Origin of the sequence: Vibrio sp. ABG19, from assembly GCF_029962385.1 — a bacterium.
Taxonomy (GTDB): Bacteria; Pseudomonadota; Gammaproteobacteria; order Enterobacterales; family Vibrionaceae; genus Vibrio; species Vibrio ostreae.
Map to the genome: position 1 here is coordinate 1,443,258 of NZ_CP071708.1, position 26,688 is coordinate 1,469,945.

Sequence of the window (26,688 nt, forward strand, 5' to 3'; positions counted from 1 at the left end):
TGGGTGACGCAGAGGGGAATTTTTTATCCGTTCTGATCACAGCTTGGTCAGTTTTGGTAAAGACCTTTGTTCCAGGCTTTCAGGATGGCGCGTATTCTAACCAATTTATTACAAAAGATCTCGCGCAATCGTTTGGCATGGGAAAAATAATAGCTAAAAACTGGTTTTTCAAGCAAAAAAAGTAGCCAAGCAGTCAATGGGCGATACTATATTTCCAACGGGAGATACTATGTTTCCAATGAGAGATACTATGTTTCAAATCGGAGAATTAGCCAAACGGTGCCAAGTTTCCACCGATACGCTGCGTTTTTACGAGAAAAATGCGCTGATCGCACCGGCCGGACGCAGTGAGTCCGGCTATCGTTTGTATGATGAAAATAATTTAAAACAGGTTAGTTTTATTCTCAAAGCGAAGGCGCTCGGTCTGAGCCTGGAGGAGATCCGCGAATTACTCGAGATTCGTTTGGAGGCCAGTGAACACAGTTGCGCTGAAGCCAAAGCGATTACCAGTGCCAAACTGCAGGTGATTGATGACAAGATTGCCGAGCTGACCCGGATTCGTGCCGCGCTGCAGAAAATCAATGATGCCTGCTGCGGGGATATCGATGATGATGCGACCCACTGCTCGATTCTGGCTGCGCTGGAATAGCCGCGCTGCGTGATGATGGTGTGTCCGCGCTGAAAAAAACAGAGCCAACCCGAAGGCTGGCTCTGGCATTGCTCAGATTGCTTTGAGTCTCCCGAAGGTTACTGGCAACCTTGTTAGAATGTCATGCTGACTCAGAAGTCGTAATTCATCGATACCCAGTAGTTACGGCCTGGGTTCACGTAACCTGACGTTGAGCGTGAAGTATCGAAGTAATCACCCGCGTATTCGCCGCCAATCACCTCCAGATCGGTGAAGTCTTTATCCAGCAGGTTGTACACCGCACCGTTCAGTTTCAGATCTTTGGTAATTGCGTAAGTGGCGCCCATGTTGACCACAGTCCAGGCTTTCAGGTTGCCTTTCTGGTCCATGATCGATTTCTGCGTATCGCTCAGGTTGTCGTAGTTGCTGGTGTAACGCGGCGTTTTACCATGGTATTCCGCACCCAGCCAGGCATCCAGTGACTCGCTGGCAATCCAGCGCACTTTGGCGTTCGCCATGTGTTTGGCCGTGTTACCAAATGGTGCACCGTCGTCATCGCCGCCGACCTGCTCGCTGTGGGTGTAGGTGTAGTTCAGGTTCATCGACAGATCATCGCGGAACAGCGGGAAGGATGAACCGACTTCGACCCCTTCAATTTTCGCTTTACCGACGTTTTCGTATGATGTCGTTGTGCTGTCGACATCGTAAGACTGGATCGCATTCTTGTAGTGGTTAACGAATACAGTCACGTTGGCTTTGAAGTTGTTGTCACCTTCGTAGTAAACACCAGTTTCGTAACTGGTGCTCTCTTCCGGATCCAGATCCGGGTTACCGATGACGTTAACGGTGCCACGGCCGGAGATACCGCTGATACCGTCATGCAGTTGCGCCAGGCTCGGCGTGCGGTAACCGGTGCTGACACCGCCTTTGACGGTCCAGTTCTGGTTGGCGTTCCATACCAGGTAGGCACGCGGGCTGACGTGACTACCGAATGAATCGTGGTGCTCGTAACGGGCGCCCAGAGTCAGGATCAGTGGATCGGCAAGATACCAGTCATCTTCCGCAAACAGGGCAAAGGTGTCTTGCTTAAAGGTTTCACCGGTTTTTTCCAGTACCACGCCATCTTTCATCTCTGCATGCCAGTACTGACCACCGATGGTGACAGAGTGGTCTGAACCGATATTAGTCATCAGTTTGCTGTTGACGATAGTGTTGCTGTTTTCCAGTTTACGATCTTTACCTATGGTTGCGCCGCTGAAGCCAGAGCGTGAAGTCAGCAGACGACCTTCGTTTTCAGTCACCATGTAAGAGGCATCGGACTGGATGCGACCGAAGTCAAAAGTGGATTCGTGACCGATAATGAGCTGATCTTCGTTGAATTTCAGCTCATCTTCATAACCACCACCGGAAGTGCCGACATCGCCCAACTGGCTGTCGCTGTTGTCATAAGTCTGGCGAGCGATATGACCGTCAACAAACACAGTGTGATCGTCGTTGATGTTGTAGCTCAGCTTACCGCCGATGTTGTAGTTGTCGCTCTCAGTCGGGTAAGGCGTACGGGATGCGCTGTTTTCGCTCAGCGAGGTAATGCTTGAACCTTCACGGTGCTTGATAGTGCCGCGCAGGTTGAGGTTCAGTTTGTCCTCAACTAACGGACCGGAAGTGTTGAAGCTCAGCGATGAGGTATCACCCCATTTATCGTGTTCCTGCAGGTTGTAACCCGCGCTGACGTTACCGACCCATTCTTTCTGATTCTTCTTGGTGATGATGTTGACCACACCACCAATCGCGTCAGAACCGTACAGGGTCGACATCGGGCCGCGGATCACTTCGATATGGTCAATCGCAGACAGCGGTGGTACGAAGCCATTGCCCATCTCACCAAAGCCGTTTGGTGTGGTGTCTGAACTGGCGGTTTGGCGGATACCGTCAATCAGGATCAGGGTATGGCTGCTGCTCATACCGCGGATGCTGATGTTGAGGCCACCGGTTTTACCTGTGCTGCTGCGCACGTCAACGCCTTCCAGGCCACTCAGCGCTTCACCGAGATCCATGTAGTTTTTCTCGGCCAGATCTTGCTGGCTGACTACTGAAATTGATGCCGGAGCATCGGTGATTTTTTTCTCTAAACCTGCATTGGCCGTGACCACCAGAGTTTCATCGGCGGCGGTTGCCGCAACACTGTTCACGGCATACAAGCTGGACAGAATAGAGATAGCTAGGGCTGAGTAGTGGAACTTCACGATTGTAAATCCTTGAAACAAAACGGTGAGAGGCGCGCATTATATTTATTAATGTTAACAATTATCAATACCATTCGTATTGGTTCTTGTGTCAGTAATGGCACGCAGAGTTGAGATGTGCTGACAGATATATTGATAGGGATGATGATTGGTTGCTCAAGAACTGCCCGGTTTGGGCAGTGAAAACCGGCTTGATACGCGGTTTGTGTAGCCATTATCTGAACTTATGCGAACAGATCTTTAGAATGTAAGTTTTTGTAAATTAATGTTATTTAATATATTTTTTCTTTGAGTAATGTGGCAAGGGCGGGCTGTGCGTTTTAAACGCGGCAGTAACGCAGGCAGTAAATCAGGCACTTGCATAGAGTGCTGGCAAACAAACGGAACCGGTCTTTAATGTGCAGGATGTGGGATGAGGTATTCCGTATTTGGAACGAATTATTTTCGCTCAGCAGTGTCCGTGGCGCTTTCGGCTGGAGATGAAGCACGTGCTTATTGGGGTTCAGAGGCGGGTTAGAGCCTGTTTTTAGCTGTCCGGCAGATAAAAAAGAGCGAACCAGACGGCTCGCTCAACATGGGGTAAAGGGCTGCGGCATGTCCGGCGCAGCCAAATTTTGTCATAGCGTGTTGGCGCCAGTCGGGGATTTACCCCCAAACCTCATCGGCGACCTGTTTGACCAGGGCGATTTTGGCCCACTGCTGCGCTTCACTCAGGGCGTTGCCTTCTTCGGTGGAGGCAAAACCGCATTGGGTGCTGAGGCACAGATTCTCCAGTGGTACGTACTGAGCTGCTTCTTTAATGCGCGCGACGATCGCGTCTGCCGGTTCCAGTTGACCTTCTTTGGAGGACACCAGCCCCAGCACCACTTGTTTGTTGGGGGCCAGTTTGGCGAGCGGGGCAAAGTCACCAGCGCGGTCGGTATCAAACTCAAGATAAAACGCCGAGACGGCAGACTCACCGAGCAGCACATCCGCGACCGGTGCGTAACCGCCCGTTGCGGCCCAGGTTGAGCGGTAGTTGCCACGACAGACGTGGGTGGTGAGGACCAGATCCTGCGGCGCGCCAAGCAGCGCTGCGTTATTCACCTTCACCAGTTTATTCAGCAGCGGTTGAATCGCGCCCTGATGCTCAAAGCCGTTCTCGTGGCTGTGGCCGCAGCCGCACGCGGCATCATTTTTTACGCTCGCTTGGGCGACTTTCGGGTCGGTCAGCATGCCCCAGGTACAATCGTCGAGTTGCAGGTTGCGACAGCCGGCGGCGTACAATTCAGCGATAAAGGTCTGATAAGCGGCGGCGATGTCGGCCAGCAGCTCGGCTTCATCCGGGTAGATGCTCTCGGTGTGGGCTTTATTGCACGGACGCAACAGCTCTTTTAAAAACTGGGCCGGGGCAGGAATGGTCAGGCGCGGGGTGACGCCTGGCGCAGCCAACGGTAGCAGAAACTTGAAATGTTCAATAAACGGGTGGTTGTGGCCGGAGATTTTGCCGCTCAGGCGGGTGCTTTCGGCGCGGGTTTCAACCGCGGCAAACTGGTAACCCTGCTCGATCTGCGCTTTTTCGACACCATTCAGCCCCCACATGAAATCGAGATGCCACCAACTGCGGCGAAACTCGCCATCGGTAATCACGTTCAGGCCGGCCTGTTGCTGCTTTTCCACCAGTTCAGTGATGGCACGATCTTCCACCGCGGTCAGTTGCGCTTGGTCGATAGTACCACTGGCGAAATCACGACGGGCCTGATGCAGATAATCCGGGCGAAGGTAACTGCCGACAACGTCAGCACGAAAAGGAGGAAGTACAGTAGACATAGCAAGGCGCCTCTCGGTGAATGATTAATGGGTGTAGGGTTAAATTATCGGATGTCCGGACGGCTGTTAAGGGATGCTTTTTCATGCTGAGTATGAAATTAATTCACTATAGAGTGGTAAAGGCATGCTGTGATGAAGATCGGATGAATTTTCAGCGTGATTGATTTGTGCTTGCCGGCCATGCCTTGTAGATTAGGACCTTGTTTGCTGCTTTGGCGACCTCGCCCCTCTGCTATCCCCGGGCTGTGCCGGGACCAACCTGTGTAAGGACACACCATGCTGGCTGCATTTATTGTCGCAATTCTCCCGGTGCTTATGATTGCGCTGCTCGGCGCTCTGCTGAGCAAAAAGACTGCTTATCTGGATGACCCCAACCTGCCTCGGCTGGTGGTCAATGTCGCGATGCCGTGCCTGCTGCTGCACTCGATGCTTGGCAGTCACATTGATTTTCTTGGTATGAGCAAGTTGGTACTGGGCGCAGTTACGGCATTGCTGGCAATGGTGGTGGCAACCTGGCTGGTGCTCAAAGCAACGGGCCAGCCACTGCGTTTTTACCTGCCGGTGCTGGTTAACCCGAATACCGGTAACCTGGGTATTCCGATCGCTTACTCTCTGCTTGGTGAGCAGGGATTGGCCGGCGCGGTGATCATCTCTTCGATTATTGAAATCAGCCACTTTACCTTAGGGATGGGCATGATGTCCGGCACCTATTCAGCGCGCAAGCTGGTGGCCAATCCGCCGATGCTGGCGTTGCTGGTCAGTGCCGTATTGCTTGGGCTGAATGTGCCGATTCCGGAGTTTCTGCTGCGGGCGTTCGATATGATCGGCAGTATTACCGTGCCGGTGATGCTACTGATGCTGGGCCGCGCCCTGGCGCACATGAAGGTGCGCGAAGCGCCTTGGTTTAAGCTGGCGCTGATGTCGGTCTACCGCCCGCTGATTGGCCTGTTGACCGCCTGGGGCGCTGCGCTGCTGTTCCAGTTGTCACCGTTGCATACCGCCAACCTGATGATCGCCTGCTCGATGCCGGTCGCGGTGCTGAATTATCTGTTCGCGACCCGCTTTAACGGCCCGGTCAATGACGTCGCCGGTCTCACTTTTCTGACTCTACCGACTGCGCTGGTGGCGCTGGTGATTATCAAGTTATGGGTGATTGTGTAGACAGAGGTGTACGGGATTACCCCGACATAAACAATTCTTGTCACATCAGAGAGCCCGCTATTTGGCGGGCTCTCTGATCAGGCAGAACAATGACTACTTGCGAATGTGGTGCAGGACCAACTCGCTCAGCAGCTCTGGTGCTTCCACTGAGGGAACATGACCGATATGCTGCAGTACTTTCGGTGCCGCAGCATTGCTCGATTGAGCCAGTTGCTGCAGTGATTGCGGCGGGGTCGCGACATCATCACTGCCGGCGATCAGCAACAGCGGTACGCTAGGTGGTAGCCGTTGCAACTGCTGACGATAGTCCGCCGCACCGAGCATTTCACACAGCACAGCATAGCTCTCATCGTCCACCTGATTCAAACAGTGCTGCCAGCCGCTCAGCAGTGCCGGCTGATGGCGGCAGGCTTCACTGCCAAACCAGCGTGCGACAATGTCTTCGGCCATAGTGCTCAGGCTATGAGTGCGCACCGCACCGGCGCGGGTAGCCCAGCCATCCGGCGTGCCGATGACTGCGCCGGTATTGGTCAGGGTTGCGGACAGCAGGCTCTCGCTGTGCCGGGTCAGTAGCTGCTGACCGATGACGCCGCCAATCGAGGTGCCGATAAAATGAAACTGTTCTGCCCCGGCGTGCTCAGTCAGAGCCAGTAGGTCCTGGGCGAGGTTCTCCGCGTTCAGTGTTGTCTCGCCATTTGACCAGGGGCTGCTGGCACCATGGCCGGGCAGATCCCAGCTCAGCACACAAAACTCTGGCAGCAGAAAAGGCAGCAGTTCGTCCCAGACGCTCTGGTTCATGCCGAGCGGATGAGCCAGAACCAGTAACGGTTTTTCCCTGGCACCCAGCAGGCGAAAGCCCAGGGTGCGGCCCTGGCGGGTGAGAAATTGCATGTTAACTCCTTGCTGTTAAGCTCGTTCTATCAGGACCGCAATGCCCTGACCAACGCCGACGCACATGGTGCACAGGGCGTAGCGGTCACCGCTGCGCTGCAGCTGGTGGGCGGCGGTCATCAGCAGTCGCGCGCCGGACATACCAAGCGGATGACCGAGCGCAATCGCACCGCCATTCGGGTTGACGCGCGGATCATCGTCGGCCACGCCCAGTTCACGCAGCACCGCCAGACCTTGCGCGGCAAACGCTTCATTCAGTTCGATAACGTCGATATCATGGATGCTGATCGCTTGTTTTTCCAGCAGTTTCTTCACCGCAGGCACCGGGCCAATCCCCATAATCCGAGGTTCCACCCCGGCGGTCGCCATACCAAGAATTTTCGCCATCGGTGTCAGACCGTGCTGTTTGACCGCTTGTGCGCTGGCGACCAGCATGGCTGCGGCGCCGTCATTGACGCCTGAAGCGTTACCGGCGGTGACGCTGCCGTTCTCGCGAAACGGAGTCGGCAGGGCGTTGAGTTTTTCCAGTGTGCTCGGACGTGGGTGTTCATCGTGCTCAAACACCAGTGGCTCCTGTTTCCGCCGTTCAATGACCAGCGGTACGATTTCTTCTTTGAAAATTCCGGCCGCCTGCGCCGCGGCGGTTTTTTGCTGCGAGCGGAAGGCGAACAGATCCTGATCAGCGCGGGAGATGGCAAATTGCTCCGCTACGTTCTCGGCGGTTTCCGGCATCGCATCGACACCGTATTGTGCCTTCATCAGCGGATTGACGAAGCGCCAGCCGATGGTGGTGTCTTCGATGGCCTGACCGCGGGTGAAGGCAGCATCCGCTTTGCCCATGACATACGGCGCGCGCGACATCGATTCCACTCCGCCCGCCAGCACCAGCTCCATTTCACCGGACCGGATGGCGCGAAATGCGGTACCGACTGCATCCATGCCTGAGCCACACAGGCGGTTGATGGTGGTTCCCGGGACCGAAGTCGGCAGACCGGCCAACAGTGAGGACATGCGGGCGACGTTGCGGTTGTCTTCGCCAGCCTGATTGGCTGAGCCCATAATCACTTCATCAATGGCCGCGGGATTGAGCCCGGGTGCCTGTTCCAGAACTGCTTTGAAGATGTGCGCGGCCAGGTCGTCCGGGCGTACGCCGGATAAGGTGCCACCAAAGCGGCCGATGGCCGAGCGGCGTGGATTACACAGGTATACATCAGTCATAGCGGTTGTCCTCAGGCTGTCGGTTGGGCAGCGTGTTGCGTTTGGGTACGCTGCTTAAGATCGCGCAGCACGTTCAGTTCGGTCTCGGTCGGGGCCGGAGTGGTTTGCAGATCAGCAGCAAAACGCACTGCCCAGCCGGTGGCTTCAGTGACCTGTGCACGGCTGACGCCAGGATGCAGCGACACTACCACTAGTTCTTTGGTGGCCGGGTCTGGTTTGAGAATACACAAATCGGTGATGACCACCGTCGGGCCGTTACCTAGATTTGGCACGTTATCGCGTGCTTTTCCGTCACGGCCAAAGCCGACGGTGGTAATGAAATCGACGTTTTCCACGAAGGTGCGTTTAGAGTGTTTGACGGTGATAAACACTTCTTTGGCGTTGGTGGCAATCTCTGGTGCACCGCCGCCGCCTGGCAGACGTACTTTCGGTGCGCGGTAGTCGCCGACCAGGGTGGTGTTGAGATTGGCAAAGCGGTCAATCTGTGCGGTGCCGAGAAAGCCGACACTGACGTGGCCGCCCTGCAGCCAGTAGCGGAACATTTCCGGTACGGAGACGGTGGTCAGCGCACTTTTGCACAACTCACCGTCCCCAATTGACAGTGGCAGAATATCCGGGCGGGTTTGCAGGGTGCCGGATTCGTAAATCAGAGTGATGTCCGGTGCGTGGGTCAGGCGCGCCAGGTTGGCCGCTTCGCTCGGCAGACCGATGCCGACAAAGCAGGTCATGTCGTTATTCAGGGCGCGTGCGGCAGTGATGCTCATCATCTCCGCTGAGGTAAATTCCATACTCATTAGTTCACTCCTTGTTCAAACACGCTGTCTTGCAGCCAGACCTGGAATCGTTCACGGTCGCGGGCAATACCATCCCACTCTTTATAAAACGCGTTATTACGCTCGTAATAGCCGAGCGCGTAAGACGGGCTGGCGCCACGTGGTGCTTCGGCAATCGCGCTGATGGCCCAGGCTGGCAGCACACAGGCATTTACAGAGGCTTGCAGGTCATCAACGATTTCTTCTACCGTGACGATGCTGTGTTTGGCTGCCAGTACCGCTTCTTTCTGCACGCCGACGATTCCTTCGATCAAGACGTTGCCCTGGCGATCCGCGCGCTGGGCATGGATCACGGTTACGTCAGGACGAATGGAGGGCACCGCTGCCAGGCGCTCAGCCGTAAACGGGCATTCGATGAATTTTATCTGCTCGTTCACTTTGGGCAGATCGCTGCCGACATAGCCGCGCAGCACCGCCAGTGGCAGACCGGAAGCACCCGCTTCATAGGCGCAAGCCATGGCTGCATGGCTGTGCTCAAAGATTTCCAGCTGATGCGGCCAGCCTTTTTCTACCGCATCACGCAGGCGGTGCAGCGAGCCGACGCCCGGATTACCGCCCCAGGAAAAGATCAGTTTATTGACGCAGCCGGCACCGATCAGCTGGTCGTAAATCAGGTCCGGAGTCATGCGGATTAAGGTCAGGTCACGTTTCTCCTGACGTATGATTTCGTGCCCGGCAGCGAAGGGAATCAGGTGCGTAAAACCTTCCATCGCAATGCTATCGCCGTCCTTGATGTACTTGTTCACCGCATCCCGCAGAGAGAGGAATTGAGCCATTGTAGGGTCTCCTTGATGTTCTGTTTGTTATTTGTGCGTATTACGAACATTAATTCACTATACGAACAACTATGGATCAGATCGAAATGGATCGTCAAGGACAAATTTTCACCAGTTCGTAAAAAGAACGGATGTTCGTAATACGAACAAGCTGCTACCATGACGACGAACGAATTGATCGACAGGGCAGGAAAAGCAGATGGATGAACAGGTTCTTCAACCCGGGGACCGGGATTATGTCGGTGCGCTGGCGTCGGGGCTGGAAGTGTTGCAGGCGTTTGATGCCGAGCACCGGCGCATGACGGTCAGTGAAGTTGCGGCGAAGACGGCGATGGATCGCGCTAAAGCGCGCCGTTTCCTGCTTACGCTGGTGGCACTGGGATTTGTCAAACAGAGCGGACGCCAGTTCGAACTGACACCGCGGGTGTTGCAGCTCGGTTATGCCTATCAGGCGTCTAATCAGTACCGGATGGTGATTCAGCAATACCTGGAAGAGATCACCGATGAACTGGGTGAGTCATCATCGCTGGCTGTTCTGGATGGTGATGAAGTGGTTTACGTGGTGCGCTCGGCGGCGCGTCATCGTCTGATGGCGATTACTCTCTCGGTTGGTACCCGTTTACCGGCCGCATATACATCGATGGGGCGGGTGCTGCTCAGCCATCTGCCAGATCCGCAGCTCGATGCGGTGCTAGAGCGGGCAGAGCTGGAAGCCTTTACGCCGTATAGCCTGACCGATCGCACTCAGCTACGCGCCGAAATTATCAAGGTACGTGAGCAGGGCTACTCGGTGGTCGACCAGGAGCTGGATCTCGGCCTGCGTTCGGTGGCGGTGCCGGTGTTCTCCGGGGCTGGTGAGCTGCTCGGGGCCGCCAATATTAGCACCAATGGCGCGCGAGTATCGATGGAAACCTTGCTTGAGAGCTACCTGCCTCGCCTGCAGCTGCTGGCAGACAAGGTTAGACAGACCACCCGCTGAGGCCGCAGTTCCGCTAGGGATAACGGCCGGCGCGGCGGTTTTCGACCAGCTCCTCGATGATGGTATTGACCAGACGCATGCGGGCGTTAAGACGCTCGCCCCTGCGCCGTGAGGCGATAACCGGAATGGTCAGGTTCGGGTCATCACAATTGACGTAGCTGACCCCTTCGCGGTTAAGCTTGCGCACCTGATCCGGCACCAGGGTAAAGCCCATGTCGGATGCCACCAGGGACAATGCGGTCTGTAGATCATTGACCTGCTGGCTGACCCGCAACTGCATGCCGCGGTTGTGGAACAGGTGCTGGATAATATCGGCAAACTTAGGCCCGGGACCGGCCGGAAAGGCCACCATCGGGTAGGCAGCCAGTTCCTGCAAGGAGGGCGGGTGGTCAGTGAGCGGATGCCCGACCGGTACTGCGGCGATCAGCGGCTCATTAAACAGCAGCTCCTGCTCGACATCCGGGTCACTGATGTTGACCCGGCCAAAACCAATATCAATCTTACCGCTTTTCAGCGCTTCCACCTGCTCCTGGGTTTTCAGTTCATGCAGCACGATTTCCAGATTCTTGTTCTGACGCAGGCGCCGTACCATCAGCGGCAGCTGGCCGTAAAAAACCGACGGCACAAAGCCAATTGAAAACAGCGATTTACGGTGCCGGGCAATGCGCTGGGTATCTTCAATTGTGGTATCCATTTTATCGAGCAGCTGTTTAGCCTGCTCAAGAAAAAAGCTTCCGGCATCGGTCAGTTCCAGCCCGCGCGCTTTGCGGATAAACAGGGTCGCGCCGATTTCTTCTTCCAGCTGTTTGATTTGGCGGGTCAGCGGCGGCTGAGTAATAAATAACTTTTCTGCGGCTCTGGTCAGGTTGCCTTCTTCGGCGACGACAACGAAGTAGCGCAGGTGTCTGAGTTCCATCCATACCTCCAAGGTATTGCTCACTACCTATTTGATATTGGTTGAGAGTGATGAATTTATGTACTGTTGGATCTAACAGCTGATTAACATTGTATTAACATTCATCGGAGAGCACATGTCTGCAACCATTCATTCCATTGAAACAATGCTGGTCGATATCCCGACTATCCGTCCACACAAGTTGTCCGTGGCGACCATGGGAGTACAGACCATGGTTATCGTGCGCATTAAAGACTCCGACGGACTGGAAGGAATTGGGGAAGCGACCACCATAGGCGGGCTGGCCTATGGTCCGGAAAGCCCGGAGAGTGTCAAGGTTACCATCGACACTTACTTCCAACCACAACTGCTCGGTCAGCCTGCGGGTGCCATCAACAAACTGCGGGTTACGCTGAATAAAACTGTGGTCGGTAACAACCTGGCCAAGTCTGCGATTGAAACTGCGCTGCTGGATCTGGAGGGTAAACGTCTTAACAAACCCGTTGCAGAACTGCTTGGTGGTCGCTTGCATTCACACCTGCCGGTGCTGTGGACCCTGGCTAGCGGCGATACCTCCAGAGATATCGATGAGGCGATGAGCCTGATTGCCCAGCGTCGCCATTGTGATTTCAAACTCAAGATTGGCTCCCGGGCCCTGAAAGAAGATATTCGCCATGTGGTGGCGATCAAACAGGCATTGGGTGACAGCGCCAGTGTGCGGGTTGATGTCAATCAGGCCTGGGATGAAGCCAGTGCGGCGATCGCGATGGCGGCTTTCCAGGACGGCGGGGTTGATCTGGTTGAGCAACCGACGCCGATGAAAGATTTCGCCGCGCTGGTGCGTTTGTCGCAGAAATTCGAACTGGCGATTCTGGCCGATGAAGCGGTCGCCGATGGCAAGGATATGTACAACCTGGCAGCTGCCGGATTCAGCGGCGCGGTGGCACTTAAAATAGCCAAAGCCGGCGGGCCGCTGCAGGCACTGCGTCAGGCCTCGGTTGCGCAGGCTGCCGGTATCGGTTTGTATGGCGGCACCTTACTAGAAGGCACGATTGGCACGGCGGCCTCACTGCACGCCTGGTCGACTCTGGAGACTCTGCACTGGGGGACCGAGATGTTTGGTCCGCTGCTGATGAAAGATGACATTGTGGTCAAGCCACTGCAGTTTCACGACAACGGTGTATCACTGCCGACCGGTCCGGGTCTGGGTATCGAAATAGATGAAGACAAGCTGGCTTATTACCGCCGCCGCTAGGTCTGACTGATTAAGGTTATCAGGCCAGGCCTTTATGCAGGTGTGGCCTGGTGAGGAATTTCGCTCTGAACAAGGAGAACTCATGTTATTTAAAGTGGAAATGAAGGTAAATATCCCGCACGACATGCCGAGTGATATTGCCAATGAGATCAAAGCGCGTGAAAAAGCTTACTCACAGGAGTTGCAGCAACAGGGTAAATGGCGTCATCTGTGGCGCGTTGCCGGCAGCTATTCCAATGTCAGCATTTTCGATGTCGCTGATAACGATGAACTGCAGCAACTGATCGGTAACCTGCCGCTGTTTCCGTACATGGAGATCACGGTCGCACCCTTGTGCCGCCATCCGTCCTCAATTCGTGAGGATGACAGCTAAATCAGCCCAACAAAAACTGACAAACAACCAAACCAATAACAACAATAAAGCAGTTCATTAGCCAATAACGATTACCTCAAAGCAAGGATAGAACCAATGAACGTGAAAACCCTACACACTACAGAAGTACAAGACCTGCTGGAAAAAGTCGCTGGATTCAATAACCCGAATGGTGACCAGCGAGTGAAAACTATCGTGCATCGCGTCATGCATGATGTGTTTAAAATCATTGAGGATTTAGACATCACGCCGGATGAGTTCTGGCAGGCGGTGTATTATATCAACCAATTGGGTAAAAACGGTGAAGCAGCGCTGCTGGCCCCCGGGTTGGGGATGGACAAATACCTCGATATTCGCTCGGATGCTGCGGATGAGCAGGCTGGCCTTGCCGGCGGTACACCGCGCACGATCGAAGGTCCGTTGTATGTGGCGGGTGCGCCGCAAAGCGAGGGCTTTGCGCGGATGGATGACGGCACTGACACGGATGCGGAGCCAATGCTACTGACCGGTGTGGTCAGCGATGAGCAGGGCAATCCGCTGGCAAATGCAATCGTGGATGTATGGCATGCCGACAGCAAAGGTGCTTATTCTTACTTTGACCAGTCACAGAGTGAATATCATCTGCGTCGCCGTATTGTAACGGACGAGAACGGTCGCTATACCGCACGTTCTATTATCCCGGCCGGCTACGGTTGTCCGCCGGAAGGGTCTACCCAGCAACTGCTCAATCAGCTGGGCCGTCATGGCAATCGTCCCGCCCACATTCACTTCTTTATTTCTAAACCCGGCTTTAAACATCTCACCACGCAAATCAATCTGGCCGGTGATGAGTACACCTATGATGACTTCGCTTTTGCAACCCGTGATGAGCTGGTGGTGGAAGCGGTACGTATTGACGATGCCGCGCAGGGCGATGCATTCGGCCTGAGTGCACCGTTTACCCGGGTTGAATTTAATATTCAGCTGGTTGCGACCAATAAAGCCGAATTGCAGGAGCGTCACCTGCGTCAGCGCGCACTGCAAGAGCAAGGCTGAAGCGCTTTTTAACCCCACCATACTTGTAAACCTGGTTTGTTGTCTGACGCCATCCCTAACGGATGGCGCGGGTTGCTGCAGCCGCGATTTCGCATGGTCGTTGCAGTATTTCCCTTACGGCACAGTTCTTGTCGTCAACACGTGGCAACAAGCCGGTGAAAAGGCAGCCCAGAATAAGGAAGCATCATGATGAACAATAAACTGACCCAGCTGGCCGATAAAGTCCGTAATGCCGTTGTCGCTGACCCGCACAGCGGCCGTTACCAGTGCGACCGCGGCATCTTTACCGATCCCGACTTGTTTGAACTGGAAATGAAATACATCTTTGAAGGGAACTGGGTTTACCTGGCTCATGAAAGCCAGATCCCAAATCCGGGTGACTATTATGCGGTGACGGTCGGACGCCAGCCGGTGATCATCACCCGCAGCAAAGAAGGCGATCTGAAAGCCATTCTTAACACCTGTTCCCATCGCGGGGCGACGTTATGCCGTAAAAAACGCGGTAACAAAGCCTCGTTTACCTGTTCGTTCCATGGCTGGACCTTTCGTAATGACGGCAAGCTGCTCAAAGCTAAAGATCAGAAAAAAGGTGGTTATCCTGAGCAGTTTAACAGCGAAGGCTCACATGACCTGAAACAGATGGCCCGGTTTGGTAATTATCGCGGCTTTCTGTTCGGCAGCCTGAACGCGGATGTCCTGCCGCTGCAAGAGCATTTGGGCGAAACCACCAAGATCATCGACAACATCGTTGATCAGGCCGAAGACGGCCTGGAGCTCTTACGCGGCAGTTCGACTTATACCTATGAAGGTAACTGGAAACTGACCGCTGAGAATGGCGCCGATGGTTACCATGTCAGTACCGTGCACTGGAACTACCTCTCAACCATGGGCCAGCGTAACTATGAAAATGGCGGCACCGAAGCGGTGGATGCCAAAAGCTGGTCGGCGGAAGGCGGTTTCTACTCGTTTGAACACGGCCACATGATGCTATGGACCCGTTTGCTCAACCCGCAGGTGCGTCCGGTGTACAGCCAGCTTGATCGCCTGGTCAGCACCTTTGGTGAAGCCCGTGCCGACTCGATTGTGCGTACCACCAAGAATTTATGCCTCTATCCAAACGTCTATCTGATGGATCAGTTCTCGACTCAGATCCGGGTCTCGCGTCCGATCGACGTCAATAAAACCGAAGTCACGATTTACGCTTTTGCTCCCAAAAATGAACCGGCTGATCTGCGCGCCAAACGCATTCGCCAGTATGAAGATTTCTTCAATGTATCGGGGATGGGTACGCCGGATGACCTGGAAGAGTTCCGTGCCTGTCAGGATGGTTATGAAGCACGTGGCGCGCGCTGGAATGACATGAGCCGCGGTGCGGCGCACTGGATTGACGGCCCGGATGCACATGCCGAGCAACTTAATATGCAGCCGCAAATGAGCGGAGTGAAGCCGGAAGATGAGGGCTTGTATGTCAATCACCATCAGCACTGGCAACACGAAATAACCCGTGCCATTGAAGCCGAATTATCCCTGCTTATTCCGGTTCAGACAGAGGAGACCAGCGCATGACTCTGAGTTATCACGATATCGAACAGTTTATCAGCCGTGAAGCCCGTTACCTGGATGACCGGGACTGGGACGGCTGGCTGGCGTGTTATCACGCGGATGTTACCTACTGGATGCCGGCCTGGGATGATGACGATGAACTGACCGAAGATCCGCAAAGCGAAATTTCACTGATTTACTACCCCAACCGCCAGGGACTGGAAGACCGCGTCTACCGTCTCAAGACCGAGCGCTCCGGGGCCAGCTCTTTGCCGGAGCCGCGCACCAAGCATTTCATCAGCGGGCTGGAGATTTTGTCGCAGCAGGGCGAAGAGGTGCAACTGCGTTTTAACTGGCTGACTAAATCGTACCGTTACAAGAAAACTCAGGAGTATTACGGCACTTCATTTTACACCCTGGACTTGCAGAGCGGCGAGCCGCTGATCCGCTTTAAAAAAATTGTGCTGACCAACGACTGTATTAACCAGGCGATTGACGTTTATCACTTGTGAACCAGGCCAGGAGTATGACTATGACTTACAACATTGCCCTCAATTTTGAAGATGGTGTCACCCGGATGATTCGCTGTAATGAAGGCGAAACTGTCCTCGATGCGGCTTATCGTGCCCAGCTTAACTTGCCGATGGATTGTTCCGATGGGGTGTGCGGCACCTGTAAAGGGGCCTGTCGTCAGGGGCGCTACGATCTCGGCGACGAATATATTGATGACGCGCTGACTGATGATGAAGCGGGTCAGGGATTGGTGTTGACCTGCCAGATGGTGCCGCACAGTGATTGTGTGGTCGAGATCCCGGCCGCTTCGTCTCTGTGCAGCAAGGGAGCCAGCCAGGCGGTGACGGCCACTGTCACTGCGGTCACACAGATGTCGCCGACGGCGATTGAGCTGACGCTGCAGGCCGATAGCGACATGGGTTTTCTGCCGGGCCAGTACGTCAATATCACGGTACCGGGCACCAGCGAGACCCGCGCCTATTCCTTCAGTTCACAGCCGGGCAGCCGCAGCCTGAGCTTTTTGATCCGCAATGTACCGGGCGGGCTGATGAGCAGTTGGTTAACGGAGCAGGCACAGCCGGGGGATTCTCTGACCCTGACCGGGCCGATGGGGGTGTTCTATCTGCGTGCGGTCGAGCGTCCGCTATTGATGCTGGCCGGTGGCACCGGGCTGGCCCCGTTTCTCGCTATGCTGCAACATCTGCAGCAACAGGGGTGCCCTCAACCTGCACACCTGATCTACGGCGTCACCAATGATGAAGATTTGGTGTGTGTTCAGGCGTTGCAGGCATTTGCCGCGAGCATCGACAACTTCAGCTTTACCACCGTGGTGGCCAGCGCCGACAGTACTCATCCGCGTAAAGGTTATGTGACCGGTCATATGCAGGATGCGCCGCTTGAACACGGTGAAGTGGATGTCTACCTGTGTGGTCCGCCGCCGATGGTCAATGCGGTGCTGGGTTACTTTGAGCAGCAGGGCATCACGCCGCACTCGTTCCATTACGAGAAATTCACCGCCAGCACGCCGGCGGCTGTTCCTCTGGCTGAGGAGCAAGTGGCATGAGCGCGCGATTTAGTAATCAAGTGATGGTGGTGACCGGTGCAGCGCAGGGGATAGGTAAACGTGTTGCCGAGCGTGCCGGCAGTGAAGGCGCCCGTCTGCTGCTGGTCGATATTGCCGACTATGTGCATGGCGTGGCGGCTGAGCTGCGTGATAACGGCATTGAGGTGCAGGTCGTGCAGGCTGACCTTGAAACTTGGGAGGGCGCGCAGCAGGTGATGGCCGAAGCTAAACAGACCTATGGCCGCATCGATATTCTGATTAACAACGTCGGTGGCACGATTTGGGCTCAGCCTTATGAGGAGTATCAGCCCGAGCAGATCGAGAAGGAGATACGGCGCTCGCTGTTTCCGACCTTATGGTGTTGCCGGGCCGTGATCCCTTATATGCTCGAGCAGGGCCGTGGTGCTATCGTCAATGTCTCGTCGGTGGCGACCCGTGGTCTGATGCGCGTTCCGTATGGTGCAGCCAAAGGCGGCGTGAATGCGCTGACGGTCAACATGGCGTTTGAGTATGCCCAGCAGGGGATCCGTATTAATGCTACGGCTCCGGGAGGGACGGAAGCTCCGCCGCGTCTGACGCCGCGCAACAGTGAAGCGCAGGGGGATCGGGAGCAGCTGTGGTATCAGCAGTTAATCGATCAGACCAATCAGACCAGCCTGATGCATCGCTACGGCACCCTGGATGAGCAGGCAGATCCGATTCTGTTTCTGGCCTCCGAGGCCGCGAGCTATATCACCGGCACCATTCTGCCCGTCGCCGGCGGCGATGTGGGCTGATGCCGCCGTCAGCCAACCGGCTTTCCGGCCGAGAAGTTATCTCTGACAGTGCGTTCTGACTGAGTGGTTAAACAGAGAAGTGCGCCAGGAAAGGCGGCTGACTAGTACAATACATGGAGTAACAGAGCATGAAAAATATCGACGTCAATGACGCGATTGATAACGCGAAGTTTCATTCTTTTCACTGGAAGGTGCTGTTCTGGTGCACCTTAATTATTATCTTTGATGGCTATGATCTGGTGATTTACGGTGTGGTTCTGCCGATTCTGATGAGCCAGTGGCAGCTCGACCCTTATGTTGCCGGTCTGCTTGGCAGCAGCGCCCTGCTCGGCATGATGTTTGGTGCGGTCGGATTCGGCATGCTGTCAGACAAATGGGGGCGCAAGAAGACCATTCTGGCCTGTGTGATTCTGTTTAGTGTCACCAGTGCGATTAATGGCCTGGTGACGTCGCCGTGGCAGTTTGGTCTGCTGCGCTTTATTGCCGGACTCGGCATTGGCGGAGTCATGCCGAATGTGGTGTCACTGATGAGTGAGTATTCACCCAAGAAAAGTCGCAGTACGCTGGTGGCTCTGATGTTTTCCGGATACGCGGTGGGCGGCATGATGTCAGCGGGGCTTGGTATCTGGATCGTGCCGAATTACGGCTGGGAAATCATGTTCTACCTAGCGGCGCTGCCACTGCTGTTGCTGCCGATTATGATCAAGGCATTACCGGAATCGGTCACGTTTCTGGTTGTGCAGGGACGGCAAAGTGAGGCTGGTCAGCTGATGCTGCAGGTGGAGCCGGATATCGATCTCGCGGCGGGCGATAAGCTCGTGCTGACCGAGGCAGGCAAACAGAAAGCGCCGGTGCTTGAGTTGTTCAGTCGCGGCCGGGCGTTTAGCACCATGATGTTCTGGGTGGCCTTCTTCTGCTGTCTGCTGATGGTGTACGCGCTGGGCTCCTGGTTACCCAAACTGATGTCGCAGGCCGGTTACGCGCTCAGCTCCAGCCTGATGTTTCTGCTGGTGCTCAATATCGGGGCGATTATTGGTGCGGTCGGCGGCGGCTGGCTGGCGGACCGTTTCTCACTGCGCTCAGTGCTGGTCTCCTTTTTTATTGCCGGCTCCTTATCCCTGATGGCGCTGGGCTACCCGCATCCTACCACGCTGCTCTATCTGTTGATGGGTATTGCCGGTGCGACCACGATTGGTTCGCAGATCCTGCTTTACGCGTATGTGGCACAGTATTACCCGGCCAACATCCGCTCCACCGGTTTGGGCTGGGCTTCCGGAGTAGGGCGTAATGGTGCCATCTTCGGCCCTATGGTTGGCGGTACACTGCTGGCACTTGCTCTGCCGCATCATATGAACTTCCTAGTGCTGGCGGTGCCCGGGGTGATAGCCACCATTTCAATTGCCCTGGTCGGGCGGCGCTTTGGTAGCAAACCGGCCCTGGCCGCTGAAAGCTAACCCTGCCCCATTCTCTTTATCAGCAACGTCTGCAGCGGTAAAAGTTCAGCGTATAAAAAAGCCAAACCCGCTTGGGTTTGGCTTTGAATGCTTGCACTAATTGGAAATTAGTTCATGCCGTATTTTTTCAGTTTCTTACGAAGAGTACCACGGTTGATACCCATCATGGTTGCTGCGCGAGTCTGGTTGCCGCGAGTGTACTGCATGATAGTGTCTAGGAGTGGTTGTTCAACTTCAGCTAGAACTAATTCGTAAAGTTCTGTGACTTCCTGACCGTTTAATTGAGCCAGGTAGTTTTTAAGAGACGCTTTAACTGAATCACGTAGTGGCTTTTGCGTGATTTGATCTTGTGAAGTTACGGTAGTTACTGTTAAAGCTTCTGAAGTCAGATTTTGTTCGAACATATTCGGTCTAGCTCTTCTCTTAATTATGATGCAACGTTATCAAAATAACCTTCCAATACCTCTAACTGCAGTGGTGCTGCTTCGATGGCATTGAAGGTACGGCGAAACTCACTCGCCTGCTCATGTTCTTTGAGATACCACCCAACGTGCTTGCGCGCGATGCGTGGGCCTAAATACTCACCATAAAACTGATGGAGAGCCTTCACATGACCAAGCAGGATGTCTTTCACTTCCGCATAGGGAAGATCAGGCATCGTGGTGCCGTTTTCCAAATAGTGTTGGATTTCCTGGAAAATCCAAGGACGTCCCTGGGCAGGGCGTCCAATCATTAAAGCGTCCGCGCCGGTGTACTCCAGCACATACCTGGCCTTCTCCGGACAATCGATATCACCGTTAGCGATGACCGGAATTTGAATAGCCTGTTTGACCGCTTTAATGCTGTCGTATTCCGCCTCACCTTTGTACATGCAGGTACGGGTTCGCCCATGAAGCGCCAGTGCCTGAATGCCGCAGTCTTCGGCAAGTTTAGCGATTTGGACGCAGTTTTTATTGTCTGTGTCCCAGCCGGTCCGGGTTTTCAGTGTCACAGGGACACTCACTGCATCCACTACCGCTTTCAGGATGTCTTCGATCACATCCGGGTAGCGCAGCAGGGCAGAACCAGCCAGCTTCTTGTTCACTTTCTTTGCCGGGCAGCCCATGTTGATGTCGATGATTTGCGCACCGTTCTCAACGCTGAACTGGGCCGCATCGGCCATCAGCTGTGGGTCGCTTCCCGCAATCTGTACAGAGCGAATGCCCGATTCGCCTTCATGCACCATGCGGTTTCTCGACTTGTCTGTTTTCCACAGAGCCGGGTTAGCGGACATCATTTCACTGACGGCCATACCAGCCCCGTAACGGAGGCACAACTCTCGAAACGGTCTGTCGGTGACACCAGCCATAGGTGCGACGATTAGATTGTTCTTAAGTTGATAATTTCCGATTTTCAAAACGTGTTCACAGCTTCATACCAGCAAGGGCGCGCATTTTACGCATTTTTTCGATGCGTGAAAAGACTAATATTTGAGCATTTACAAAATGTTTTGGTAAATGGTCTATTTTTCAGTCAATTAGCGCGCAAAGTCTTATCTAGCCTTGTTTGCGACCGGACACACGGCACCATTCTTCCTTCTCTGCGATAGGATCCAGTTGCAGTTCATCACGGTAATAATCAGCCACATCTTCGGCCTGAGTGTTAAGCACGCCGGACATCGCCAGCAGACCGCCTGGTTTAATCAGGCTCTTGATCACCGGTGACAGCTCACGCAGCGGGCCGGCCAGAATATTGGCGACCACGACGTCCGCCACCAGGCCTTGTGGCTGGTCTTGTGGCAGGAAGACTTCAATCTGGTCAGCGACGCCGTTACGTTCAGCGTTATCTTTACTCGCCAGCAGCGCCTGTGGGTCGATATCGATACCGATCACGCGTGCGGCGCCGAGTTTAATTGCGGCAATCGCCAGGATGCCGGAGCCACAACCGAAGTCGATGACGGTTTTGCCCGCCAGATCGAGGGAGTCAAGCCATTGCAGACACAGCGCTGTGGTCGGGTGGGTACCGGTGCCGAACGCCAGGCCCGGATCAAGCAGGACATTCACTGCGCTCGGATCCGGAATATCGCGCCAGCTCGGGCAAATCCACAGACGTTCGCCGAACTTCATCGGGTGGAAGTTATCCATCCACTCGCGTTCCCAGTCCTTATCTTCGATCTGCTCAACTTTATGGGCAAAATCCTGCGCCAACAGCTGGCTATGATGAATCTGTTCCAGTACCCAGGCAGTGTCTGCTTCGGCATCGTAAAGGGCAAGAACGTCGGTATCGCCCCACAAACGGGTTTCACCCGGCAGAGGTTCAAACACAGGGGTATCTTTTGCATCCATGAAGGTGACCGACAGCGCACCGGTTTCTTCCATCAGCATGTCACTGATGGCTTCTGCGTTTTCGTTGGTCGCATTGAGTTTAATTTGAATCCAAGGCATGGCTCTTGCTCTCTTCAGTTCGTTCAGTTGGCGCAGAGTGTAGCAGATTTAGCGAGCTTTTATAGAAGCAGTGGCGTTTGTACTCCAGCAGCAGCTTGTGTAGCGCGGCTGCGTCTTTTAGCGCAGTCATATCACTGACAAAGGGCGGCGCATAAAAACAAAGATGCCCACCGAGGTGGGCATCTTTGATGAAATCAGCAGGGGATTATTGCAGACCCAGCTTTTTCTCCAGATAGTGGATGTTCGTGCCACCGTGCTGGAAGTTTTCATCTTTCATGATTTCTTGCTGCAGCGGGATGTTGGTCTTAATGCCTTCCACAATCATCTCTTCCAGTGCATTACGCATACGGGCAATCGCGACATCACGGTTTTCACCGAAAGTGATCAGTTTACCGATCATTGAGTCGTAGTATGCCGGTACCGTGTAGCCGGAGTAGATGTGTGATTCCCAACGAACGCCCATACCACCTGGTGAGTGGAAACGGGTGATCTTGCCCGGACATGGCAGGAAGCGCTCTGGATCTTCTGCGTTGATACGACATTCCATCGCATGGCCGCGGATCTTGATGTCATCCTGAGTGAATGACAGAGGCTGACCGGCCGCGATACGCAGCTGTTCTTTGATCAGGTCAACGCCAGTCACCATTTCAGTCACCGGGTGTTCAACCTGGATACGGGTGTTCATTTCAATGAAGTAGAACTCGCCGTTTTCGTACAGGAACTCAAACGTACCTGCGCCGCGGTAACCGATTTCGATACACGCACGGGTACAACGTTCACCGATGTACTTACGCATCTCTTCAGTGATGCCTGGTGCCGGAGCTTCTTCTACCACTTTCTGGTGACGACGCTGCATTGAACAGTCACGTTCACCCAGGTGGATAGCGCCGCCCTGGCCGTCAGCCAGAACCTGAACTTCAACGTGACGTGGGTTTTCCAGGAATTTCTCCATGTACACCATGTCGTTGTTGAATGCTGCACGTGCTTCTGCGCGGGTCATGTTGATGGCGTTGATCAGTTCTTTCTCAGAACGAACCACGCGCATACCACGACCGCCGCCGCCGCCCGATGCTTTGATGATGACCGGGTAGCCGATGCGTTTCGCGTGCGCTTTGTTCTTCGCTTCGTCGCCGTCCAGCGGGCCGTCAGAGCCTGGTACACATGGTACGCCCGCTTTTTTCATCGCGTTGATTGCTGACACTTTGTCACCCATCAGGCGAATGGTGTCCGCTTTAGGACCCACGAAGATAAAGCCGCTGCGCTCAACTTGTTCAGCGAAGTCTGCGTTCTCAGACAGGAAGCCGTAACCCGGGTGGATAGCAATCGCACCGGTCACTTCTGCCGCCGAGATGATACGCGGAATGTTCAGGTAGCTGTCGATGCCTTTCGCAGGACCGATACAGACAGTTTCATCAGCCAGCAGGACGTGTTTCAGATCACGGTCTGCGGTTGAGTGTACGGCAACAGTTTTGATGCCTAATTCTTTACATGCACGAAGGATACGAAGCGCGATTTCGCCTCGGTTCGCGATGACTAACTTATCTAGCATAACAGCGCCTCGATTATTCGATGACTACAAGCGGCTGGTCGAATTCTACTGGCTGGCCGTCTTCTACCAGGATCTCAGTTACCACACCAGATTTGTCCGCTTCGATTTGGTTCATCATTTTCATCGCTTCAACGATACACAGCGTATCGCCAACAGAAACTTTCTGACCGACTTCGATGAATGACGCCGCATCCGGGCTTGGAGAGCGGTAGAACGTACCAACCATTGGAGAAAGAACCATGTGACCAGTTTGCACTTTAGCAGCTGGAGCTTCTGCTGGTGCCGCCACTGGTGCTGCTGCAGGAGCTGGTGCCGCAACTGGCGCAGGCGCCGCTGCGTACTGAATCGGTGCTACTGGTGCAACGCCGTTACGACTGATGCGTACCGATTCTTCACCTTCTGAAATTTCCAGCTCAGCAATGCCAGACTCTTCAACCAATTCGATAAGCTTCTTGATTTTACGAATATCCATTGTTTCTTTCTCTTTTATCTTGTGAGTAAGACAGCCCTAAAGGGCTGCAGAGTGTTTGGGGTTACTTTGTTTGCAGCGCACGAATGGCAGCAGACAAAGCGAATTCATAACCTTGTGCACCTAAGCCGCAAATCACGCCCTGTGCTTTATCAGACAGGTAGGAGTGATGACGGAACGGTTCACGAGCATGTACATTTGACAAATGCACCTCGATAAAGGGAATCGCTACGCCCAGCAGAGCATCACGCAGCGCTACGCTGCTATGGGTGAATGCGGCCGGATTGATAATGATGAAATCCACTTTACCGTAAGCCTGGTGAATGGCTTCGATAAGCTCATATTCGCGATTCGACTGGAGATGTTCCAACTCAACATCAGCGCTTTCTGCCTGTTGCTGCAGCTTAGCTACAATTTGTTCCAGCGTGTTTGAACCGTAGTGGGCTGGCTCGCGCAAGCCTAATAAGTTCAAGTTTGGACCATTTAGTACCAGAATGCGTAATTTTGCTGACATTGTGTTGTTATCTCCGTTTATAATGTTGTAATTACGAATATTCCCATATTATCGCAGATCCGCGAGATTTTTTTTGTCAAAAAAACGCGGGTTTTATTAAATTGACCAAGATTATAGCTAATTCATAGCAAATGGCAGCAATTTACTGGTCTAATCACCTAGTTAGGCGTCAGCGACTGGGCTCAGGTTAACAGATTGGTAAAAAAGAAAGGGGCGTCCTGTGGCTGGATAACGGCTTACCGGGACTGAAAAACAAAACTCCGGGCAGGTTTCCCCGACCGGAGTTTAACGTATGGATTTTGCTGGTTTAATTCAGCTGTTGATTTTCGGCAATCAGTTTGTCGACCACGCTTGGATCGGCCAGAGTTGAGGTATCACCCAGGTTACTGGTATCGCCGGTGGCAATCTTGCGCAGGATACGACGCATGATTTTTCCTGAGCGGGTTTTTGGCAGTGCATCGGTCCAGTGCAGGACATCCGGGGTGGCAATCGGGCCGATTTCCTTACGTACCCAGTCTTTGACTTCTTTGTGCAGGTCCGCGCTCGGGAACACGCCGTCATTGAGAGTAATGTAAGCGTAAATCGCCTGTCCCTTGATATCGTGTGGAACGCCGACCACAGCGGCTTCCGCAATCTTGTCAAACGCCACCAGCGCGGATTCGATTTCTGCAGTCCCCATGCGGTGTCCGGACACGTTGAGGACGTCATCGACCCGGCCGGTAATCCAGAAGTAATCGTCTTCATCACGGCGTGCGCCGTCACCGGTAAAGTACATGCCTTTAAAGGTGGAGAAGTAGGTTTGCTCGAAGCGCTCGTGATCGCCGTACACGGTGCGCATCTGGCCCGGCCATGAATCGAGGATCACCAGGTTACCTTCGGCTGCGCCTTCAATGATGTCACCGCTGTTATCAACCAAGGCGGGTTGCACGCCGAAAAACGGACGAGTGGCTGAGCCTGGTTTCAGTTCGGTTGCGCCCGGCAGCGGCGTGATCAGGATGCCGCCGGTTTCCGTTTGCCACCAGGTATCCACAATCGGTGATGTTTCATTACCAATGGTTTTGTAGTACCACTCCCAGGCTTCCGGGTTAATCGGTTCGCCCACCGAGCCCATGATACGCAGGCTGCTGCGGGAAGTGCCCTGGACCGCTTCGTCACCTTTCGCCATCAGCGCACGGATTGCGGTTGGCGCAGTGTAAAGAATGCTGACCTGGTGTTTGTCGACCACTTCGCTCATGCGTGCTGTGCTTGGATAATTGGGCACACCTTCAAACAGGATGGTTTTGGCGCCGTTGGCAAGTGGTCCGTAAATCAGGTAAGTGTGGCCGGTGATCCAGCCCACATCCGCGGTACACCAGAAAATATCGTCAGGCTGGTAATCAAAGACGTATTTAAACGTCATGGTCGCATACACCAGATAACCACCTGTGGTGTGCAGTACGCCTTTTGGTTTGCCGGTTGAGCCTGAGGTATACAGGATAAACAGCGGATCTTCGGCGTTCATCTCTTCCGGCGGACAGACATCAGAAACGCTCGCGACGGCATCATGCCACCACACGTCGCGATGCTCATGCCAGGCGACATCGCCGCCGGTGCGCTGGAATACGATGACTTTGCTGATGTTTTTTACTTCCGGATGGGTCAGGGCTTCATCCACGTTTTTCTTCAGCGGTACTGCGCGTCCGCCGCGCACGCCTTCATCGGCAGTCACGACCAGTTTGGCATCGGAGTCGATGATACGCCCGGCCAGTGCTTCCGGAGAGAAGCCGCCGAAGACCACGGTATGTACCGCACCGATACGGGTACAGGCCAGCATCGCCACGGCGGCTTCCGGCACCATCGGCATGTAGAGACACACCACATCGCCTTTGCGAACGCCCTGAGCTTTCAGTGCGTTGGAGAAGCGGCACACTTCGCGGTGCAGCTGATTAAACGTCAGAGTCTTGTCGTCGGCCGGATCATCGCCTTCCCAGATGATGGCCACTTCGTCACCGCGCTCAGCCAGATGGCGGTCAATACAGTTGGCCGACACGTTGAGGGTGCCGTCTTCAAACCAGCGGATGTCGACATGGCCGGTATCAAATGAGGTATTTTTTACTTGGGTGAATGGCTTGATCCAATCGACAATTTTGCCGTGTTCACTCCAGAACCCTTCCGGATCAGAGACAGACTGCTGGTACATCGCCAGGTAGGTATCGTTATCTGCGTGGGTATTCGCTTTGATGTTCGCTTTGACCGGATAAATGTGGGCTTCACTCATTGCTTATTCTCCTTGTGAATACAGCCAGTTCC

The 26,688-nt window shown here is 54.3% G+C and carries 26 protein-coding genes; 11 read left to right on the plus strand and 15 right to left on the minus strand.

The genetic code is table 11. The annotated features are described in order from the left end of the window. Positions 1 to 47 precede the first annotated feature (47 nt). Positions 48 to 176, minus strand: coding sequence for a phosphoribosylamine--glycine ligase (locus tag J0X00_RS12870; protein ID WP_136487254.1), 129 nt, complete (start codon positions 174 to 176; stop codon positions 48 to 50). Positions 177 to 250: 74 nt separating this feature from the next. Here J0X00_RS12870 and zntR point away from each other — a divergent pair, with 74 nt between their 5' ends. Then, entirely contained in the window at positions 251 to 649 is a 399-nt protein-coding gene (zntR, locus tag J0X00_RS12875) for a Zn(2+)-responsive transcriptional regulator (protein ID WP_136487167.1), read from the plus strand. Between the two features lie 131 nt (positions 650 to 780). Here the strand turns inward: zntR and J0X00_RS12880 are convergent, their stop codons facing one another. Together J0X00_RS12880 and J0X00_RS12885 are read right to left on the minus strand one after the other, a co-directional pair. Beyond that, positions 781 to 2,871 carry a TonB-dependent receptor gene (locus J0X00_RS12880; protein ID WP_282478209.1) on the minus strand — a complete coding sequence of 697 codons (2,091 nt, stop codon included), beginning with the start codon at positions 2,869 to 2,871 and terminating at the stop codon, positions 781 to 783. Positions 2,872 to 3,516: 645 nt separating this feature from the next. Beyond that, positions 3,517 to 4,680, minus strand: coding sequence for a 5-methyltetrahydropteroyltriglutamate--homocysteine S-methyltransferase (locus J0X00_RS12885; protein WP_282478210.1), 1,164 nt, complete (start codon positions 4,678 to 4,680; stop codon positions 3,517 to 3,519). A gap of 276 nt (positions 4,681 to 4,956) precedes the next feature. Here J0X00_RS12885 and J0X00_RS12890 point away from each other — a divergent pair, with 276 nt between their 5' ends. Further along, a complete protein-coding gene (locus J0X00_RS12890; RefSeq protein ID WP_282478211.1) occupies positions 4,957 to 5,841 on the plus strand; it encodes an AEC family transporter in 885 nt (294 codons plus the stop codon). Between the two features lie 93 nt (positions 5,842 to 5,934). Here J0X00_RS12890 and J0X00_RS12895 read toward each other — a convergent pair whose 3' ends face one another. Genes J0X00_RS12895 through J0X00_RS12910 form a run of 4 tightly spaced genes read right to left on the minus strand, consistent with a single transcriptional unit; the run spans position 5,935 to position 9,559 of the window. After that, positions 5,935 to 6,732, minus strand: a complete 798-nt coding sequence (locus J0X00_RS12895; protein WP_282478212.1) for an alpha/beta fold hydrolase — start codon at positions 6,730 to 6,732, stop codon at positions 5,935 to 5,937. 15 nt (positions 6,733 to 6,747) lie between these two features. Further along, entirely contained in the window at positions 6,748 to 7,950 is a 1,203-nt protein-coding gene (pcaF, locus tag J0X00_RS12900; RefSeq protein ID WP_282478213.1) for a 3-oxoadipyl-CoA thiolase, read from the minus strand. An 11-nt stretch (positions 7,951 to 7,961) separates the two neighbouring features. Further along, the gene (locus J0X00_RS12905) at positions 7,962 to 8,738 is read right to left on the minus strand and encodes a CoA-transferase subunit beta (protein ID WP_348984826.1); all 777 of its coding nucleotides are present in this window, start codon (positions 8,736 to 8,738) and stop codon (positions 7,962 to 7,964) included. A gap of 5 nt (positions 8,739 to 8,743) precedes the next feature. Beyond that, positions 8,744 to 9,559, minus strand: coding sequence for a CoA-transferase (locus J0X00_RS12910; protein ID WP_282478215.1), 816 nt, complete (start codon positions 9,557 to 9,559; stop codon positions 8,744 to 8,746). A 199-nt stretch (positions 9,560 to 9,758) separates the two neighbouring features. Here J0X00_RS12910 and J0X00_RS12915 point away from each other — a divergent pair, with 199 nt between their 5' ends. Continuing rightward, entirely contained in the window at positions 9,759 to 10,538 is a 780-nt protein-coding gene (locus J0X00_RS12915) for an IclR family transcriptional regulator C-terminal domain-containing protein (RefSeq protein WP_282478216.1), read from the plus strand. A 13-nt stretch (positions 10,539 to 10,551) separates the two neighbouring features. Here J0X00_RS12915 and J0X00_RS12920 read toward each other — a convergent pair whose 3' ends face one another. Further along, on the minus strand, positions 10,552 to 11,454 hold the full coding sequence (locus J0X00_RS12920; protein WP_282478217.1) for a LysR family transcriptional regulator: 903 nt from the start codon (positions 11,452 to 11,454) through the stop codon (positions 10,552 to 10,554). A gap of 115 nt (positions 11,455 to 11,569) precedes the next feature. Between J0X00_RS12920 and J0X00_RS12925 the strand changes: the two genes are divergently transcribed. The 8 genes from J0X00_RS12925 to J0X00_RS12960 all read left to right on the plus strand — a co-directional run bounded on the left by J0X00_RS12925 (position 11,570) and on the right by J0X00_RS12960 (position 19,444). Then, complete coding sequence (locus J0X00_RS12925; protein ID WP_282478218.1) at positions 11,570 to 12,688, plus strand: muconate/chloromuconate family cycloisomerase; 1,119 nt, start codon at positions 11,570 to 11,572, stop codon at positions 12,686 to 12,688. Positions 12,689 to 12,770: 82 nt separating this feature from the next. Continuing rightward, positions 12,771 to 13,061 carry a muconolactone Delta-isomerase gene (gene catC, locus J0X00_RS12930; RefSeq protein WP_282478219.1) on the plus strand — a complete coding sequence of 97 codons (291 nt, stop codon included), beginning with the start codon at positions 12,771 to 12,773 and terminating at the stop codon, positions 13,059 to 13,061. A gap of 96 nt (positions 13,062 to 13,157) precedes the next feature. Next, positions 13,158 to 14,096: a catechol 1,2-dioxygenase gene (gene catA, locus J0X00_RS12935; protein WP_282478220.1), complete on the plus strand. Its 939-nt coding sequence runs from the start codon at positions 13,158 to 13,160 to the stop codon at positions 14,094 to 14,096. Positions 14,097 to 14,282: 186 nt separating this feature from the next. After that, the gene (locus J0X00_RS12940; RefSeq protein WP_282478221.1) at positions 14,283 to 15,662 is read left to right on the plus strand and encodes a Rieske 2Fe-2S domain-containing protein; all 1,380 of its coding nucleotides are present in this window, start codon (positions 14,283 to 14,285) and stop codon (positions 15,660 to 15,662) included. Beyond that, a complete protein-coding gene (gene benB / locus J0X00_RS12945) occupies positions 15,659 to 16,150 on the plus strand; it encodes a benzoate 1,2-dioxygenase small subunit (protein WP_282478222.1) in 492 nt (163 codons plus the stop codon). The genes J0X00_RS12940 and benB overlap by 4 nt, the downstream gene beginning before the upstream one ends. Positions 16,151 to 16,170: 20 nt before the next feature. Further along, positions 16,171 to 17,214: a benzoate 1,2-dioxygenase electron transfer component BenC gene (gene benC, locus J0X00_RS12950; RefSeq protein ID WP_282478223.1), complete on the plus strand. Its 1,044-nt coding sequence runs from the start codon at positions 16,171 to 16,173 to the stop codon at positions 17,212 to 17,214. Next, positions 17,211 to 17,990 (plus strand): benzoate diol dehydrogenase BenD, encoded by a 780-nt coding sequence (benD, locus tag J0X00_RS12955; protein WP_282478224.1) that lies wholly within the window; start codon positions 17,211 to 17,213, stop codon positions 17,988 to 17,990. Before benC ends, benD begins: the two co-directional genes overlap by 4 nt. A gap of 128 nt (positions 17,991 to 18,118) precedes the next feature. Further along, positions 18,119 to 19,444: an aromatic acid/H+ symport family MFS transporter gene (locus J0X00_RS12960; protein ID WP_282478225.1), complete on the plus strand. Its 1,326-nt coding sequence runs from the start codon at positions 18,119 to 18,121 to the stop codon at positions 19,442 to 19,444. A 107-nt stretch (positions 19,445 to 19,551) separates the two neighbouring features. Here J0X00_RS12960 and fis read toward each other — a convergent pair whose 3' ends face one another. The 7 genes from fis to acs form a co-directional block, all read right to left on the minus strand. Further along, on the minus strand, positions 19,552 to 19,848 hold the full coding sequence (fis, locus tag J0X00_RS12965; RefSeq protein WP_000462885.1) for a DNA-binding transcriptional regulator Fis: 297 nt from the start codon (positions 19,846 to 19,848) through the stop codon (positions 19,552 to 19,554). A 23-nt stretch (positions 19,849 to 19,871) separates the two neighbouring features. Beyond that, complete coding sequence (gene dusB, locus J0X00_RS12970) at positions 19,872 to 20,840, minus strand: tRNA dihydrouridine synthase DusB (RefSeq protein WP_136487163.1); 969 nt, start codon at positions 20,838 to 20,840, stop codon at positions 19,872 to 19,874. Positions 20,841 to 20,979: 139 nt separating this feature from the next. Then, positions 20,980 to 21,867, minus strand: a complete 888-nt coding sequence (prmA, locus tag J0X00_RS12975) for a 50S ribosomal protein L11 methyltransferase (RefSeq protein ID WP_282478226.1) — start codon at positions 21,865 to 21,867, stop codon at positions 20,980 to 20,982. Positions 21,868 to 22,072: 205 nt separating this feature from the next. After that, a complete protein-coding gene (gene accC / locus J0X00_RS12980) occupies positions 22,073 to 23,416 on the minus strand; it encodes an acetyl-CoA carboxylase biotin carboxylase subunit (protein ID WP_136487161.1) in 1,344 nt (447 codons plus the stop codon). Positions 23,417 to 23,429: 13 nt separating this feature from the next. Then, positions 23,430 to 23,888, minus strand: coding sequence for an acetyl-CoA carboxylase biotin carboxyl carrier protein (gene accB, locus J0X00_RS12985; protein ID WP_136487160.1), 459 nt, complete (start codon positions 23,886 to 23,888; stop codon positions 23,430 to 23,432). Between the two features lie 61 nt (positions 23,889 to 23,949). Further along, positions 23,950 to 24,399, minus strand: a complete 450-nt coding sequence (aroQ, locus tag J0X00_RS12990) for a type II 3-dehydroquinate dehydratase (RefSeq protein ID WP_136487159.1) — start codon at positions 24,397 to 24,399, stop codon at positions 23,950 to 23,952. Positions 24,400 to 24,706: 307 nt separating this feature from the next. Continuing rightward, positions 24,707 to 26,656, minus strand: coding sequence for an acetate--CoA ligase (gene acs, locus J0X00_RS12995; protein ID WP_136487158.1), 1,950 nt, complete (start codon positions 26,654 to 26,656; stop codon positions 24,707 to 24,709). Positions 26,657 to 26,688: the final 32 nt, after the last annotated feature.

Excerpts from the sequence above, each read along its gene's own strand:
- prmA (WP_282478226.1), bottom strand. The coding sequence starts at position 21,867 with ATGCCTTGGATTCAAATTAAACTCAATGCGACCAACGAAAACGCAGAA.
- acs (WP_136487158.1), bottom strand. The coding sequence starts at position 26,656 with ATGAGTGAAGCCCACATTTATCCGGTCAAAGCGAACATCAAAGCGAAT.
- J0X00_RS12960 (WP_282478225.1), top strand. The coding sequence starts at position 18,119 with ATGAAAAATATCGACGTCAATGACGCGATTGATAACGCGAAGTTTCAT.
- J0X00_RS12920 (WP_282478217.1), bottom strand. The coding sequence starts at position 11,454 with ATGGAACTCAGACACCTGCGCTACTTCGTTGTCGTCGCCGAAGAAGGC.
- catC (WP_282478219.1), top strand. The coding sequence starts at position 12,771 with ATGTTATTTAAAGTGGAAATGAAGGTAAATATCCCGCACGACATGCCG.
- J0X00_RS12895 (WP_282478212.1), bottom strand. The coding sequence starts at position 6,732 with ATGCAATTTCTCACCCGCCAGGGCCGCACCCTGGGCTTTCGCCTGCTG.
- benC (WP_282478223.1), top strand. The coding sequence starts at position 16,171 with ATGACTTACAACATTGCCCTCAATTTTGAAGATGGTGTCACCCGGATG.
- accB (WP_136487160.1), bottom strand. The coding sequence starts at position 23,888 with ATGGATATTCGTAAAATCAAGAAGCTTATCGAATTGGTTGAAGAGTCT.
- J0X00_RS12910 (WP_282478215.1), bottom strand. The coding sequence starts at position 9,559 with ATGGCTCAATTCCTCTCTCTGCGGGATGCGGTGAACAAGTACATCAAG.
- pcaF (WP_282478213.1), bottom strand. The coding sequence starts at position 7,950 with ATGACTGATGTATACCTGTGTAATCCACGCCGCTCGGCCATCGGCCGC.
- J0X00_RS12885 (WP_282478210.1), bottom strand. The coding sequence starts at position 4,680 with ATGTCTACTGTACTTCCTCCTTTTCGTGCTGACGTTGTCGGCAGTTAC.
- J0X00_RS12905 (WP_348984826.1), bottom strand. The coding sequence starts at position 8,738 with ATGGAATTTACCTCAGCGGAGATGATGAGCATCACTGCCGCACGCGCC.
- aroQ (WP_136487159.1), bottom strand. The coding sequence starts at position 24,399 with ATGTCAGCAAAATTACGCATTCTGGTACTAAATGGTCCAAACTTGAAC.
- accC (WP_136487161.1), bottom strand. The coding sequence starts at position 23,416 with ATGCTAGATAAGTTAGTCATCGCGAACCGAGGCGAAATCGCGCTTCGT.
- benB (WP_282478222.1), top strand. The coding sequence starts at position 15,659 with ATGACTCTGAGTTATCACGATATCGAACAGTTTATCAGCCGTGAAGCC.
- zntR (WP_136487167.1), top strand. The coding sequence starts at position 251 with ATGTTTCAAATCGGAGAATTAGCCAAACGGTGCCAAGTTTCCACCGAT.
- J0X00_RS12940 (WP_282478221.1), top strand. The coding sequence starts at position 14,283 with ATGATGAACAATAAACTGACCCAGCTGGCCGATAAAGTCCGTAATGCC.
- catA (WP_282478220.1), top strand. The coding sequence starts at position 13,158 with ATGAACGTGAAAACCCTACACACTACAGAAGTACAAGACCTGCTGGAA.
- J0X00_RS12925 (WP_282478218.1), top strand. The coding sequence starts at position 11,570 with ATGTCTGCAACCATTCATTCCATTGAAACAATGCTGGTCGATATCCCG.
- J0X00_RS12915 (WP_282478216.1), top strand. The coding sequence starts at position 9,759 with ATGGATGAACAGGTTCTTCAACCCGGGGACCGGGATTATGTCGGTGCG.
- benD (WP_282478224.1), top strand. The coding sequence starts at position 17,211 with ATGAGCGCGCGATTTAGTAATCAAGTGATGGTGGTGACCGGTGCAGCG.
- J0X00_RS12890 (WP_282478211.1), top strand. The coding sequence starts at position 4,957 with ATGCTGGCTGCATTTATTGTCGCAATTCTCCCGGTGCTTATGATTGCG.
- fis (WP_000462885.1), bottom strand. The coding sequence starts at position 19,848 with ATGTTCGAACAAAATCTGACTTCAGAAGCTTTAACAGTAACTACCGTA.